General features: G+C 71.8%; 14 protein-coding genes. 8 read left to right on the forward strand and 6 right to left on the reverse strand.

Going from position 1 to position 14,620, the window contains the following annotated elements; translation table 11 throughout:
• Window positions 1-490 precede the first annotated feature (490 nt).
• Both BBK82_RS51195 and BBK82_RS42985 read left to right on the forward strand, forming a co-directional pair.
• Window positions 491-676 (forward strand): hypothetical protein, encoded by a 186-nt coding sequence (locus BBK82_RS51195; RefSeq protein ID WP_154697839.1) that lies wholly within the window; start codon window positions 491-493, stop codon window positions 674-676.
• A gap of 123 nt (window positions 677-799) precedes the next feature.
• Window positions 800-1,000, forward strand: coding sequence for a hypothetical protein (locus BBK82_RS42985; RefSeq protein ID WP_065920049.1), 201 nt, complete (start codon window positions 800-802; stop codon window positions 998-1,000).
• A gap of 66 nt (window positions 1,001-1,066) precedes the next feature.
• On the opposite strand, the gene BBK82_RS42990 is transcribed toward BBK82_RS42985, so the two are convergent.
• Together BBK82_RS42990 and BBK82_RS42995 are read right to left on the reverse strand one after the other, a co-directional pair.
• A complete protein-coding gene (locus BBK82_RS42990; RefSeq protein WP_154697840.1) occupies window positions 1,067-3,148 on the reverse strand; it encodes a penicillin acylase family protein in 2,082 nt (693 codons plus the stop codon).
• Window positions 3,141-4,004 carry a CPBP family intramembrane glutamic endopeptidase gene (locus BBK82_RS42995; protein WP_065920051.1) on the reverse strand — a complete coding sequence of 288 codons (864 nt, stop codon included), beginning with the start codon at window positions 4,002-4,004 and terminating at the stop codon, window positions 3,141-3,143. The genes BBK82_RS42990 and BBK82_RS42995 overlap by 8 nt, the downstream gene beginning before the upstream one ends.
• 150 nt (window positions 4,005-4,154) lie before the next feature.
• Here BBK82_RS42995 and BBK82_RS43000 point away from each other — a divergent pair, with 150 nt between their 5' ends.
• The gene (locus tag BBK82_RS43000) at window positions 4,155-4,775 is read left to right on the forward strand and encodes a TetR/AcrR family transcriptional regulator (RefSeq protein WP_170068063.1); all 621 of its coding nucleotides are present in this window, start codon (window positions 4,155-4,157) and stop codon (window positions 4,773-4,775) included.
• A 57-nt stretch (window positions 4,776-4,832) separates the two neighbouring features.
• Here BBK82_RS43000 and BBK82_RS43005 read toward each other — a convergent pair whose 3' ends face one another.
• Window positions 4,833-5,099, reverse strand: a complete 267-nt coding sequence (locus tag BBK82_RS43005) for an early set domain-containing protein (RefSeq protein ID WP_418287472.1) — start codon at window positions 5,097-5,099, stop codon at window positions 4,833-4,835.
• A 285-nt stretch (window positions 5,100-5,384) separates the two neighbouring features.
• Window positions 5,385-5,588, reverse strand: coding sequence for a cold-shock protein (locus tag BBK82_RS43010; RefSeq protein ID WP_065920054.1), 204 nt, complete (start codon window positions 5,586-5,588; stop codon window positions 5,385-5,387).
• A gap of 261 nt (window positions 5,589-5,849) precedes the next feature.
• On the opposite strand from BBK82_RS43010, the gene BBK82_RS43015 reads away from it, so the two are divergent.
• Genes BBK82_RS43015 through BBK82_RS43025 form a run of 3 tightly spaced genes read left to right on the forward strand, consistent with a single transcriptional unit; the run spans window position 5,850 to window position 8,912 of the window.
• On the forward strand, window positions 5,850-7,100 hold the full coding sequence (locus tag BBK82_RS43015) for a DHA2 family efflux MFS transporter permease subunit (protein WP_065921824.1): 1,251 nt from the start codon (window positions 5,850-5,852) through the stop codon (window positions 7,098-7,100).
• A gap of 5 nt (window positions 7,101-7,105) precedes the next feature.
• Entirely contained in the window at window positions 7,106-7,888 is a 783-nt protein-coding gene (locus BBK82_RS43020) for an isocitrate lyase/PEP mutase family protein (RefSeq protein WP_065920055.1), read from the forward strand.
• A 55-nt stretch (window positions 7,889-7,943) separates the two neighbouring features.
• Window positions 7,944-8,912, forward strand: a complete 969-nt coding sequence (locus tag BBK82_RS43025; RefSeq protein ID WP_065920056.1) for an RNA polymerase subunit sigma-70 — start codon at window positions 7,944-7,946, stop codon at window positions 8,910-8,912.
• Window positions 8,913-9,050: 138 nt separating this feature from the next.
• On the opposite strand, the gene BBK82_RS55280 is transcribed toward BBK82_RS43025, so the two are convergent.
• The gene (locus BBK82_RS55280; RefSeq protein ID WP_237047891.1) at window positions 9,051-9,608 is read right to left on the reverse strand and encodes a hypothetical protein; all 558 of its coding nucleotides are present in this window, start codon (window positions 9,606-9,608) and stop codon (window positions 9,051-9,053) included.
• 29 nt (window positions 9,609-9,637) lie between these two features.
• On the opposite strand from BBK82_RS55280, the gene BBK82_RS43035 reads away from it, so the two are divergent.
• Both BBK82_RS43035 and BBK82_RS43040 read left to right on the forward strand, forming a co-directional pair.
• A complete protein-coding gene (locus BBK82_RS43035; RefSeq protein WP_261340694.1) occupies window positions 9,638-12,625 on the forward strand; it encodes a DEAD/DEAH box helicase in 2,988 nt (995 codons plus the stop codon).
• A gap of 117 nt (window positions 12,626-12,742) precedes the next feature.
• Complete coding sequence (locus BBK82_RS43040) at window positions 12,743-13,780, forward strand: toll/interleukin-1 receptor domain-containing protein (protein ID WP_065920058.1); 1,038 nt, start codon at window positions 12,743-12,745, stop codon at window positions 13,778-13,780.
• Here the strand turns inward: BBK82_RS43040 and BBK82_RS43045 are convergent.
• Entirely contained in the window at window positions 13,774-14,601 is an 828-nt protein-coding gene (locus BBK82_RS43045) for a LysR family transcriptional regulator (protein WP_065920059.1), read from the reverse strand. The genes BBK82_RS43040 and BBK82_RS43045 overlap by 7 nt on opposite strands.
• Window positions 14,602-14,620 lie beyond the last annotated feature (19 nt).

The following is a 14,620-nucleotide window of genomic DNA, read 5'->3' on the forward strand; positions in this document are numbered from 1 at the left end:
CCGGGCGGACAACCAAGCCAGTCACCCGTCCACACTGGGGAAGCGCTCTGGAGCTGCCCTTTCGCCGCGCCGGTCAGGTCCAGGCCGGCCGGTGGAGACCACGTGCCTCGTTGCACCGAGCGTGCGGGTGAACAGGCTGCCCAATTGGACCGAGACGCCGGTGACCATGGCTCTGCGGCCGTGCCGCTGTCTTATGTCGGCCACGAAAGTGTTGCCACGACACAAATCTACGTCCACGCCGACCTCGAAGTTCAAAGAACGCGCTCTGGCCCGCACTGCCCCGATCACCGCCGTCCCAGGCCGCTACCAGCCCATTGACACGATCATGGCATTCCTCGACCACCTGTGATCATGCCGACCATGCCCCACGAAAACCGTTCTGCCACAACACTTCAGCGACCGATCGGCATAACCACACGGTCTGCATAAGACGACATGCAGGGGTGGAAGGTCGGCAACGCCGTCGTCAGCGTGGTGTGGAGCACCATCGGTGGCGCCGCCAGCTGCGGCCTCCCCGGCTCCGCCCACCATCGCGATGCAGGCGAACGTCGACCCGCGCCAGTTCAACCTGGGCTCCGAACAGAGCGAGGAGATCACCGAGAAGGTCGACACCAGCCCGCTGGTCCCCGACGACGGCGCCGGCAAGGTGGGCTCCGGCGTGGGAGGTGCCCGATGAACGGCCTCGACCCGCGGGCGATCGACGCCAGGGCGGCGGCACTGCAGGAGGCCGCCGGCGAGCGGTTGAGCAAGATGAAGCGCCGCAACGAAACCGTGCTGCACGCCCAGACAGCTGAACACCGTGACCTTGCCGGGCAACGCCGTGCAGGCGACCGTCGACTCAGGCGGCATGCTGGTCGACCTCCGGAGAACCGGTGCCGGCCCCGCCGCGACCGCCGGCCGCGCCGGGAGGGCCCCGCCTGCCCCGCCGCCCTTCCGGCCCAGGCCAGTGAACGAGGACGACTACGAGCGGCGCGGCGTTCTGCGCGAGGAGAGCTGGTAGCGGGTCGACCGGCGCCCCACCGCGTGGACCGCCTGCCTGACAGGCACCCCGCCGACCCCGGCAGCACTAGCGCAACCGGTCAGCCGCCCACACCGCGTACTGCGACTTCGACGCCGGAGCACCGGGTTCGGTGGTGTTGCCGTAGACCAGCACGCTCTGCGCGGAGGTCCTGCCACCGGGACGGAACTGGACCAGCGACACCCAGGTGTCACCGAGCACCTTGGTGAACCCGCCGGCCGCGGGCGAGATCTCGAACGACTTCAGGATGCCCACGACACCGGAACCACCGTCGCCGGGGATCGCGTCCCGGCCCTCACCGAGCGAGACGACCTGCCCGACGGAGGCGTCGAGAGGAGCTCTGGCTCCGAGGAGCACCGCCTTGGCAGCGCGCAGGGTCCGCACCGCGGCGGCGGGGTCGGCGAGGCCCGCCGGCACCGCTCCTGGCTCGGCGACGTGCCGGAACAGCGTCCTGTCGCCGATGGCCGTGACGTTGAGGATGCTCCACAGGTAGAACAGCAGGTAGCCCTTGCTGTCGTGGTGGGCGTGGCGGTCCCAGTCCGCCAGCACCCGGACGGCGTCCTGCAGGTCCGCCTCCGCCGAGGCGGCCGCGAGGAGCTCGTCGAGGACGACGTCCGCCAGCAGCGCTCGTTTGGTGAACTTCAAGCCCAGCAAGCTTTCCGGCGTGATCGTCCGCTGAGCCTTCAGCCAGGTCCTGGAGGCGACCGGCCGGAGGTCGTCGACCTGGTCGGCGCTCGGGGCGATCGCCGCCGGCCAGTCACGCGCGGGCAGTGGCGGATGGGTGTAGAACCAGGGCGTTTCGTTGCAGTTCTGCACCCAGCCGGACTCCGGGTTGATCACCCTGGGCATCTTCGAGGCCGGATGCACCCTGTCCCACAACCACTTCGGGTCATCACCGGGAAGACGGCGCCGGCTGTCGTCGAAGTCGCCGTGCTCACGCACCGGAGGTGTTCCGCAGTAGAGGGCGCCGATCGACCCGCGTGCGTCCGCGGCGATCATGTTGAACAGCGGCAACGGCGTCCTGTCGTGGATCTTGAACAGCTCCTGCACGCTCGTGGCGGTCGACAGCCGCCACCAGCCCTCCAGCGCCGAGGTCGCCGGGTGGTGCAGGACACCGGCGATGCGCACCGCGACGTCAACGCCGTCGGGCGCGGTGACGACCGGACCGTGCACGCTGCGCCGTTCGAGGACGGTGACCGGCTCCGCGCCGCGCACCTCGATGCGGTGCTCGGTGACCTGCAGTTCGCGCTGCCGTCCGTTGTGGACGTAGCGGTTGCCGGAGAGCTTCAAGTCGTAGACGGACATGTTCGGGATGGGGTTGACCGTGTGTCCCCAGCCCACCGCCGGGCTGTACCCCATGTTCTGCCACGGCAGCCCCAGCAACGCCGCACCGTGGAAGTCGCGGCCGGGATGACGGGTGCGCATCTCGAAGAACCGCTGGTATCCCCGCCACACGAGGTGGGGGTTGATCACCAGCATCGCGTGCCCGGTGGAGGACCGCCTGCCGGACACCGCCCACCCGTTCGACCCGACGCTGCCGGCGAACTGCTCCGGCGGGAACGCGAGCCCCTCCCCGTCGATCGTCGTGAACCGCGCGAAGACCCGCACCACGTGCCCGATGATGTCCCTCGGAGTGACCGGCAGGATCTCCCGCCGGTCGCCGCCGAGGGCGGTGTTCTCGGCACACGCGGCGTTGAAGCCCTCGCAGAAGGCCTTGATCCGAGCGAGCGTCTGCGGTTTCTGGGCCCGCAGCCACACGTCCGTCTGAGCCTTCAGTCCCAGCTGGACGGTGAACCTGTCGTCCGCCACGTAGGCGGAACCCCACCGGGCAGCGGCCGCTCCGCGAGCCCTGCCGTAGATGTCGAGGACCTCCCGGGCGTTGGCCCTGGCCTGCACGTAGCCGACGCCGTAGGTGACGTCGAACTCGTTCCTGCCCACGATGGTGGGAACCGCCCACTCGTCCCACTCGATCTTCACCCGCCCGCCGCCCGCCGGCCTGCGCGCCGACCACTGCTCGCCCGCGAACGAGGCGAAGGCGGAGTTAGTCATCGAGGTGGCCGCGGCGGCACCCGCCGCACCGGCCGCGGCGCGCAGCACGAACCTCCGGGTGAACGCCTTCTCGTCAGTCATCGGTTCCGCCTTCTGCTCGGTCACCGCGGTGAGCACTGGTCGAGTCGCCGGAGGTGGCAGCGGGTGTGATGCGCCGGCGCCACACGAGCACGGCGAGGAGCATGAGTGCGAGGGTGACGCCGGCGAGGTTCGCGAGCGGCCAGGACCTGTCCGGATCGACCTGGCCGCTCAGCACGGAGAAGTCCCACAGGCCGTGTGCGGCCATCGCGGCGACGAGTGCGCCGGTGCTGCGCAGGACCAGGTAGAACACGAGACCGGTCGCGCTGGTGAGCACGACCTGGACCAACGCCTTCGGCCCGGTGGTGATGATGTTGGTGCCGTGCGCCGCCCCGAACAGCACCGTGGTCCACAAGCCGACCTTGAACTCGCTGTACCCGTTGCCGCGGAACACGACGACACCGATCCCGCGGAACATCAGCTCTTCGGCGAAACCGACCATGAGCGTCGCGACCAGCAGGAGGAGCGCGAACGCCAGCCCCTTCGAGGCGAGTCCCGGGTAGTTGGTGATCACGGCGACCGTGCCGAACAGCGTGAGCGGGATGACGACGAGCCAGCGCCGCACCGGGCGGTCGTTGACGAACATCTCCTGCCAGGTGCCGAGGTACCCCGCGACGCCGAGCGTGAAGACGGCGGCGAGCCCGACCGGGAGCACGATCATGCGGACCAGGTGGTCGATCGAGGTCGGTGCCCCGTAGGCGACGTCCTGCCCGGACGTGAGCAGGGCGCTCACCCCCTGCACGATCACCAGGTAGATCGCGACGAGGACGAGGAACTGCCAGACCTTCAAGCGGCGCGGCGGTCCGGACCGGACCACCCGGCCTCGCGGCGCGGCGACACCACTGTTCGACGTGGACATCGGGAGAGGTTCCTTTCGGCGCACTAGTACAACGTACTAGCACAATGTACTAGCAGCAACCGGCACACCTCTCCCGAGGTACGATCCGTCGCGCTCATGATCGGCTTCAACGCCATCGGCACGAGGGCCGGAAGGAGGCCGCGCAGGGCCATGAACGGTTCCCGACGACAGCAGATCGTGGACGCCGCGCGGGCGATCCTGGCCGAGAACCCGGAGTCGACGCTCGCGGTCCGCGTGGTCGCCGAGCGGGCGGGCATCGGCGCGAGCACCCTGCGCCACTACTTCCCGACGCAGCAGGCGTTGCACGAGGCGATCTTCGCCGCCGCGCTCGACGACGCCCCGCCTGAGCTGCGCATCCACGACACGTCACTGCCCGCCGAGACCAGGCTCCGCGAGTGCCTCCTGCAGCTGCTGCCGCCACCCCAGCCGCTCAGCCGGGCCGCCGCCGACAGGATGCTGACCGTCCTGAGCACGACCTTCGGCTCCGGCAGCACCACCGAGGCGCGCAACGTCTGGGCCGCGTACACGGCCAGGACGCTCGACGCGATCGCCGGCTGGCTCCGCGTCCTCGCCGACCAGGGCGCCATCGCCGAAACCGGCCTCAGGCAACGCGCCCGCTTCCTGCTGACGGTCGTGGAGGGCCTCGCCCTGAGCCGGATCGTCCCCGTCGCCCGCCCGACCGGCGACGAGGAGGACGGCGTCCTCGACGACGCCCTGTCCGTGGTGTTCCGGGTCACCCCGGCTCAACCGGATCCCGACGCGCAGCGGTGATCGCGCTCTCTCAACACCAGTTGTGCGAACGCGATCCGGTGCGCGCCGGTGTCCACATCAGACGGTGATCAGACACCCCTGCTCGTCGCGCGCGGCCGCGTCCTCGTCGTCGAACCAGTGCCCGTCCGAGCCGAGGTAGCGGAAGCGCAGGGTGGTGCCCTTCGGCACGACGACGGTGGCGCTGCGGCGGCCGTTGGAACGAGGCCGGAGCTCCGTCGCTCCCGGCGTCCAGTCGTTGAAGTCGCCGACCACGCTGACCGGTCCTGACGGCTCGTGCCTGGGCAGCGCCCAGGTCACCCGCATCTGCTGGTCCTTGGCGGGCATGACTCGGATCATCGGGACGTCGTTCCTTCCACTCTGCGCGGTCGCCGTGCTGCCGCCAGCCTGCCGACGAGCACCGCTACAGCCGAGCCGACGCGCCCGTGGAACCCGGACTGTCGCTTGATCGGGTGGTGTCACGGCTCCGGCAGCCAAGCCGGCGGGGACCCACTCGGGACGTCACAGGGCTCGACCTCGACCAGCCGCACCCCGGGAACGCCGAAGCCCGGCCTGGGACAACCCAGGCCGGGCTTCTGTGTCCGCGTACCGGTCTCAGACCGGGAACGAGAACTAGGCGGGGACGACGTTCTCCGCCTGCGGGCCCTTCTGGCCCTGCGTGATCTCGAAGGAGACCTTCTGGCCTTCCTGCAGCTCACGGTAGCCCTGCGCGGCGATGTTCGAGTAGTGGACGAAGACGTCGGCGCCGCCGCCGTCCTGCTCGATGAAGCCGAAGCCCTTTTCCGAGTTGAACCACTTGACGGTTCCGGTGGCCATGCTCACTCCAACCAAGATTCAGCTCCCGCACTGTGCGAGAACCTGCGGTCATCGGTCATGGCCACCAAGTCGCCGGACAGCAAAATCGCCCGTGACCACTGACCACGGGCGAAAGGTACTTCGAAACCATGACTGATGGAGATCAGTCTACACACTCCCCGGCGGATGGCGACTCGGGGCGCACCGCCGGGTGACCGATTCCTTCCGAGTCCGGCCGAGGTCCACGTCTTCGCAGCTGACAGGCGCTGGAAGGAGACGCAGGTGGTCACCAGGACCTCTGTCCCGGACGTGACCGGGACGGCGGAGGGGGCGGGGCGGACGTGGGTGGTCGTGATCACTTCGGTCGCCTCGCTGATGGTCGTGCTCGACGCGCTCGCCGTGACGACCGCGCTGACGGCGATCAGGACCGACCTCGGCGCGTCGGTCGCCGAGCTCGAGTGGGTCGTCAACGCCTACGGGCTGAGTTTCGCGGTCCTGCTCATGACGGCCGCGGCCGCGGGAGACCGCTGGGGCCGCCGCCGGGTGTTCGTGGTCGGCGTGACGGTGTTCGCCGTGGCCTCGCTGGTGTGCGCGGTGGCGCCGGACGTGGGGACGCTGGTCGCCGGGCGGGTGGTCCAGGGGGTGGGTGCCGCGTTCGTGATGCCGCTCGCGCTCGCACTGGTGGGTGCGGCGTTCCCGGCGGAGCTGAGGCCGCGGGCCCTGGGGGTGTTCGCGAGCGTCAGCGGGGTGGCCGTGCCGCTGGGGCCGCTGCTGGGCGGCGTCGTCGTGGAGGGGCTTTCCTGGCCTTGGGTGTTCTGGGTGAACGTGCCGATCGGTGTCGTGCTGGTGTTCTTCGCGCTGACCCGGATCGACGAGAGCCGTGGCGAGGACCGCGTCCTCGATGTGCCGGGGGTGGTGCTGGCGGGCGCCGGCTCGTTCGGCCTGGTGTGGGCGCTCGTGCGGGGTGCGGAGGCCGGCTGGACCGGCGCGGCGGTCGTCGTCCCCGCGGTGCTGGGGCTGGTGGCGTTCGGGGCGTTCGCCTGGTGGCAACGGCGCGCCGCCCACCCGCTGGTGCCGCCGCACCTGTTCGGCTCCCGCCGGTTCACCGCGGGCAACGTCGTGATCTTCTTCCACTGGGCGTCCGCGCTCGGGACGATGTTCTTCCTGGCGCAGTTCCTGCAGACGGGACCGGGGTACGGACCGCTGGCCGCCGGTCTCGCGCTGGCGCCGTGGGGGCTGACCGCGGTGGTCGTCCCGCGCTGGACGGGCCGGCTGGTCGGCCGGTTCGGTGAGCGGCCGTTCGTCGTCGCGGGGCTCGGCGCGCACGTGCTCGCCCTGCTCTGGCTCGCCGCGGTCACCGGTCCCTCCACCGGCTACCTGGCGATCGCCGCACCGCTCGTGCTCTCCGGGACGGGCATCGCGATGTGCCTGCCGGTGGCCTTCACCAGAGGGTTCACCACAGCGCTCGTGGCGAGCGCCTGCCTCGCCTTCGCGGGCGTGCTCGCCGGATGTGCCATTCCACGAAAGGAGTAGTTCGGATGTCCGATCTGCAGAAGAGGGCAACGCTGTTGCGCGAGCTGCACCACGGGCGGATGCTCGTGCTGCCGAACGCGTGGGACGAGGCCAGTGCCGAACTGGTCGCCGGGGCCGGGTTCCCGGTGGTCGCGACGTCGAGCGCCGCCGTCGCGGACGGGCTCGGCCACCAGGACGGTGAACGTGCGCCGTGGCGGGAGATGTTCGCGGCCGCCGCCAGGATCGCGGCCGCCGTGCCCGTCCCGGTGACCGTGGACGCGGAGGCGGGCTACGGCCTGCGGCCGCACCAGTTCGTGGCCGAACTGCTCGGCGCCGGTGCCGTCGGCTGCAACCTGGAGGACACCGACCACCGCGCCGGTGGTCTCGTGGACGTCGCGGCGCAGGCGGACTGGCTCGCGGCGGTGCGGGAGGCCGCGGCAGAGGCCGGGGTGCCGGTCGTCGTCAACGCCAGGATCGACGTCTTCCTGCCGTCGAGCGGGGTCGCGGACCCGGTGGGCGAAGCGGTCCGGCGTGGCCGCCGCTACCTCGCGGCGGGCGCGGACTGCGTGTACCCGATCGGCATGGCCTCGGCTGAGGTCGTCGAACGGCTGGTCACCGAGGTGCCGGGGCCGGTCAACGCCAACACCCGCGACTCGCTGGACCTCACCGCACTGGCGGCGCTGGGCGTGGCACGGGTGTCGTACGGCCCGCGCTTCTACCGGCAGGGTCCCGCCGGGTTCGGCGAGGCCCTCGACCGGCTGCGAGCAGAGACCGATTCCTTTCCCGCACGCGCGGAGTCCAACCCATAGCCTGGTCCGACCGGCCAGGCCGTTGCCGTCGCCGTCGCGAAGCAGGAGTGTTGCCGTGTCCGCAGAGGTGATCTCGCCCGTCAGCGGGTGGCAGGAGGAGTTCCACCGGCTCCGGCCGGGGCTGGTCGCGCACTGCTACCGGATGACCGGCTCGTACCAGGACGCCGAGGACGTCGTCCAGGAGACGTACCTGCGTGCCGCGCGGGCGGTGGAGGGCTTCGAGGCGCGCTCGTCGCTCAAGACGTGGCTCTACCGGATCGCCACCAACACCTGCATCACCGCGCTGAACCACCGCAGCAGGCGGGTGCTCCCGGCCGGCCTCGGCGCACCGTCGAGCGACCCGGACGCGCACATCTTCGACGACGAGTCCGTCCCCTGGCTCGACCCCCTCCCGGACGCCGTGCTCGGTGATCCGGGAGAGGTCGTCGTGCGGCGGGAGTCAGTGCGGCTGGCGTTGGTCGCGGCACTGCAGTACCTGCCCGTGCGGCAACGCGCGGCACTGCTGCTGCGGGAGGTCCTCTCCTGGTCCGCGACCGAGATCGCCGAAACGCTCGACATCACCGTCCCCGCGGTGAAGAGCCTCCTGCAACGCGCCCGCAAACGCCTCGACGAGCAGGACCCGCCACAGCGGCGGCCCGCGTCACCGGAGCTCGAACGCGCCCTGCTCGACCGCTACATCGCGGCGTTCCGAACAGCGGACGTCAACGCCATCCGCGCCGTCATCCACGACGACTTCCGCCTCGAAGCCGTCCCGCACCCCGTCTGGTTCCGCGGCGTGGCCGTGTGCCTGCCGTTCCTGCACAAGCGTGCGCTCGCCTCGGCGGGCAGCATCCGGCTGGTACCGACCCGGTGCAACGGCCAGCCCGCTGCCGCCGGCTACCGGCGCGACGCCGGGTCCGGTGCGCTGCTGGCCGAGGGACTGCTGGTGCTGGAGGTCGTCGACGGCCGCTTCTCCCGCGCGGTCAAGTTCACCGACCCCGGTCTCGTCACGGCCGCGGGTCTGCCCGCCGTGCTGGAGGCCTGACCCCCGTTTCTCGTCGGTGGCTCGCTGTATCGTCACGGTCGCCATGACTCACGCCGATGACCGAGCCGGCCTCGACACCACCGTGGCCGGTTTTGCTCGCCGTCTCTGGGGCGTCGACCCGGCGCCGGCGATCCCGCGTTACGCGGAGCCGGGCTGGCAGCTCTCGCCCCACCCGATCGACCGGCGGTGCCCGCAGTGTGCCGGGGAGCTGCACGGGCTGTACCGGGTGGCGGGCAACGTGGGCAAGCCGCGGCTGCAGGCGGCGGTGGTGTGCCCGTTCTGCCCGGCGTCGTTCAAGCTCAGCGACCTGCAGCTGGCACAGCGGGCGGTGCTCGGCGAGCTGCGGCCGGAGGCGGTGGCGCGGCGGCTCGCCGACGACGAGCTGGCGCGGCTGGCGGCGGAACAGCGGGCGGTGCCGCCGGTCAGGCCTGGCCGGGTGCCGGTGGCGCGGACCGCACCGCCACGACTGGCCGATGAGGAGCAGGCGCGCCGGACGTCGAGCCGCGCCGGGACACCGAACCGGACACGGACGGCCAGTCGCGCAGAGTTGTCGGGCCGCGCCGGAGCACCGAGCCCCACGCGGACGTCGAGCCGCGCCAGGACGTCGAGCCGCGCCGGGACGTCGAGTCGCCCACCGAAGTCGACCGCGCTGGCCAGCGAGCCACGCCCGGACACCGCACCGCGTCGAAACGTCAAGCCGCGCCGCTACGCAGAACCACCGGTCGTTGAGCCACCGGTCGTCGAGCCACCCCACGCCCAACCGCCCCACGCCCAACCGCCGCACGCCCAACCGCCGCACGCCAGCCACCCACGCCCAGCCACCGCGCGACGCCGAACCCGCCAGCCCGCCACCGCCCCACGCCACCACCTCCCGCCGCACGTCCACCACGGTCATCGCGGCCAGGATCCGCCGCATCCTCGCCGACGCCGACGGCTCGACCGAGCGCGACAGCCCCCAGACCGCCGTCCCGCTCACCCCGACCGACGCCCCTGCCGAGCACCGGCTGCTGTACTGGTGCAAGACGGTCGACCCGCACCTGACCGTGCCGCCGCTGCCCGACGGCGCCGACGTCCGGGTCGTGTTCCCCGACTCGGCCGAGTTCGACGACCTGCGCGGCAAGCTGACCGCTGCCGGGGTGGCGTTCCGGGCGGTGCCGCACTGGGTCGAGGAGGAGTGGATCACCTCGGTCGACCCCGCGTACGGGACCCTGGCGCCGTTGCGGGTGACGCCGTCGCTGACCGGGATGGCGGGCATGGTCGCGGAACCGGCCAAGCCGCTGCTCGACGCGCAGGCACGGGCGGCGCGGGACGCGTTCGAGCTGTTGTGGGACCTGCACGAGCCGGTCGACGAGGCCGCGGCACCGCAGCCGGTGCCCGCCGAGCGGCTCGTGCCGCGCGACTGGTTGCGGTTCCTGCCCTACGCGACGCTGAACCCGGCGCAGGCGCAGGCGTGTCCGGCCGTTGTGGACGGTGATCGGCACGTCGTCGTGACGGCGCCGACCGGTGCGGGCAAGACGGTGATCGGGATGCTGGCGGCGTTGCGCAGCATCCTGGAGGAGGGGCGCAAGGCGGCGTGGCTGGTGCCGCAGCGGACGTTGACCGACGAGCTGGACCGCGAGCTGGAAACGTGGCGTGGTCAGGGTTTGCGGGTCGAGCGGCTGTCCGGTGAGTACGCCGTGGACGTGGAACGGGTGCGGGCCGCCGACCTGTGGGTGGCGACCACGGAGAAGTTCGAGGCGATCTGCCGGGCCTCGTCGTTGCAGACGGCGCTGGCCGAGGTCGGCTGCATGGTCGTCGACGAGATCCACCTGCTGGGCAGCGCCGGGCGGGGCGCGTTGCTGGAGGCGTTGCTCGCACGGGTGCGCGGGGCCGAGTCGCCGGTGCGGATCGTGGGGCTGTCGGCGACCGTGTCGAACGCGTCGGAGGTCGCCGACTGGCTGGAGGGCGAGCTGGTCACCACGACGTGGCGGCCGTCGCGGCTGACGTGGCAGCTGCCGATGCTGCCGGCCAGCTCCCGGCACGCCGAGGCGTCGCGGATGCGGGAGCAGGCCGTCGCCGACCTGGTGCAGCGGCACACCGCCGAGAAGGGCAGCGTGCTGGTGTTCTGCGGTTCGAAGCCGAAGGTGCGCTCGACCGCGTTGACGATCGCCGCCGAACGCGGCGCGCCGGTGCACCTGGTGGGGCCGACCGACTTCGACAAGCTGGAGACGGTCTGCGCCGAGGTCGGGGTGCGCCTGCACTACGCGGACTGGGACGGCAAGCACGCCTCCGAACAGGCGTTCCGCACCAGGCAGGCGGACGTGCTGGTCGCCACGACCACCGTGGCCGCCGGCGTGAACCTGCCCGCCCGCGCGGTGGTCGTGCGCGACACGAAGATCGGCGCCGACCCGGTGGACACCGCCACGGTGATGCAGATGTTCGGCCGTGCGGGCCGCGTCGGCGCGGGTGAGACGGCCGGCTGGGCCTACCTGATCACGGACGAGACCGAACGCGCCGACTGGCAGCAACGCCTGATGGCCGGCTACGCGGTCTACTCGCAGATCTACGACAGCCTGCCCGACCACGTGCTCGCCGAGGTGCTGCAGCGGCGCATCACCACGGTCAGCGAGGCCGAGGAGTGGTGGCGCCAGACCCTCGCCTTCGCCCAGGGCGACGAGGACGTCGAGCCGGTGCGCGACGCCCTCGAGTTCCTCGTGGGCAAGGACTACCTCCTCCAACGCGGCGAGACGCTGGAGGTCACCGACCTGGGCCGGCTGACCGCCCAGCTGATGGTGTCCACCTACACCGGCGCCCGCCTGCGCCAGGTGCTCGCCATGCTGCCCGTCGCCGACGACGCCGACACCGCCGAGGAAGCGCTGACGTGCGTCCTCAGCGTGACCGTCCCCGAACTGGCCGACGCCCCGGTCGCCGAGGCCAACCGCCCGGCCGTGGCCACCGCGATCCGCGCGCGCGGCCGCACCTCGAAGCTCACCGAGACCACCGCGGTCTCCGGGTTGGGTGGTTCGACGACCGTGCAGCGCGGCGACCTGGCCTGGGCGGCCCTGCTGCTCGTGGCCCGCTCCCCTGCCCTGTTCTCCGGCAACCGCCGCGCCGTGGCGGGCATCCCGCTCGGCTCGCTGTACCCGGTGCTCGAACAGGCCCCCCGCTACCTCACCTGGCTCGGGGCGCAAGGACAGCTGGGCACGGTGCACCCGTGGGTCGCGGTCGTGTCGGCCGACCTGGACCGGCGGGTGCGATGGCGTTCCTGCACTCCCGGCCGCGGCGCCGGGCGGCTGTTGTGGATGTGCGAGCAGATGGCGACCCGCGCGCATGCGAAGGAGCTGGTGCCGGCGATGTGGCGGTCGGCCGTCAGCCGCGGCGTGCGCGCGCCGGACTGGGCGGCGGGCGGCCACCGGCCGGTGTCAGCTCGACCAGGCGTCGTACACGGCGTTGCTGCGGGAGCGGGTCACGCCGGCGGTGCTGTCGGTGGGCCAGGACGGGGTGGCGGTCGACGGGATCGCGGGCGCGGTGGCGGTGGCGTGGACGGGGCGGGTGCGGTCGTCCACCGCGGTCACCCAGGCTGCCACGAAGATCGCGTTCCCCGTTGTGGAGGACGGAGATCCGGACGTGGGAGCCGCGTCCGGGGGTGCGGTGTTCACGCGGCGGGGCGACTACCGGGGCACGGGCTGGTTGGCCGAGTACGACCAGATCGGTGTGCCGGGCGGAGAACCTGAGGTGAAGCCCGTGCGCCGCGGGCTCGGACGTCGCTAGTGCGGTGACCACGAACCTGTGCCGCGTTTCCCGGCGGTGAAGATTGTGGTCACCGCACTAGCGAGCATCCGGAGGGCGAGATGACCGAGGCCGGCTACGACGTGTTCGTCAGCTACGCCAGCGCGGACGAGGCCTTCGCCGAACGGGTCGCGCGGGCGGTCGAAGCCGACCGGTCCGGACCACCGTTGCGGGCCTTCTACGCACCCTGGGTCATCGGACCGGGTGCGGACATCGCCGCGAGCCTCGAGAGCGGGCTGCAGCGGAGCAGGTTCGTCGCACTGGTCATCTCGCCCGAGGCGTTGGGGTCGCCGTGGGTGCGGCAGGAGCGGTTCACCGCGATCTGGCGCGACCCGGCGGCGAGCCGGGCGTCGTTGATCCCGTTGCTGCGCCGTGACAGCGAGGTGCCGGACCTCCTCGGCCGGTTGAGGCACATCGACTTCAGGGCGGACTCGGACTTCGCCGCCGGGATGGCGGAGCTCATCGCCGCCGTGCGCGGCCGGCCCGTGCGCCGCGACGGTGAGATGGCCCCGGCTGACTTCGACCTTCGTGACGCCGCGGCTTTGCTGCGGCGGCAACGGATCGTGTTCGAGCGCCCCGCCTTCCAGATGCCGTGCGTCTGGGAGTTGCGCCTCTCCGAGCTGATTGCGGCCATCGACGACACGATGGCCGCTCTCAACACCGGCGCGCTCTACTCACGGTCGGGGAACCTGCTGAGCCGCTTCAACCCGAGGTCGTCGTACCGGCTGAAGAGGTTTCGTGAGGCTTTCGGCCGTGTCGTCGTGTCGCTGGGAAAGCTCAAGCGGATGGTCGTCGACTTCGGGGAGTCCTATGAGGACGCGAACCCGCGGTACCGCCGCTCCGAGGACTTCTACGCGATGTTGACCGCGCTCGTGTCCGTCCCGGCGCCGAACGCGGCCGTCATCGCAGACGCCGTGGACCGCATGGACGCCATCGACTCGGCGCGCAACGACATCCTGCGCGAGGTCAACCGCTTGCTCCGGTCGATCGGCGACCCCGAACTCGACCTGATCGGACTGAGCAGCGACGCCATCCGGAGCACCACGTCCGGGTTCGACGCCGAGGTGGTGGCAGCGCTGGAGCGCCCCGACCGTCAGTGAAGCCCCTCCGCGGCACGGACCAGTGCCGCCACCGCCTCCGACCGGTTCCCCGGCTGCCACGCCAGCACCGTCGTCACGTCCGGCGCGTCCACCACCGGCACCGCCACGTGCTCCGGCCACTGCCACGCGCGGCTCGACGCCGGGATGACGAGCAGCGTCTTGCCCAGCGCCACCAGCTGCGCGAGCTTCGACTGCGTGCGCACCTCCGGACCGGGGCCGGGCGGGTAGGTGCCGTCGAGCAACGGCCAGCGCGCGATCGGCAGGTCCGGCACGTCGCGGACCTCGGCGAACGTGAGCTGCGAACGGGCGGCCAGCGGGTGGGTGGCGGGCAGGATCGCGACCTGGCCCTCGACGAAGAGGTCGAGGGTGTCGAAGCCCGCCAGGTCGTCGTACGGGCGGTGCATGATCGCCACGTCGGCGGTGCCGTCCCGCAGCAGACCGGCCTGTTCGCCGACCTCGCACAGCAGGACCTCGACGTCGCCGGCGACGGCCAGGAGGCGTTGCAGCAGGTCGTGGGACGCGCCCGCCTTGGTGACCAGGACGAGCGGGCGGGCGGCGGCCTGGCGGGTGCGGCGGGCGGCGGCGGTGATCGCGTCGAGGGCGAGCTTGGCCTCGCGCAGCAGGACGCGGCCGGGGTCGGTGAGGGCGACGCCGCGGCGGTCGCGGTCGAGGAGCTGGACGCCGAGGCGGTGTTCCAGCTGGCGGATGGCGCGTGACAGCGGCGGCTGGGCGATGCCGAGGCGGTCGGCGGCACGGCCGAAGTGGAGTTCTTCCGCGACGGCGACGAAATACCGGAGCTCGCGGGTCTCGAGGTCGGGCACAGCCTCCAGCGTACTGATA

The organism is Lentzea guizhouensis, assembly GCF_001701025.1.
Classification (GTDB): Bacteria; Actinomycetota; Actinomycetes; order Mycobacteriales; family Pseudonocardiaceae; genus Lentzea; species Lentzea guizhouensis.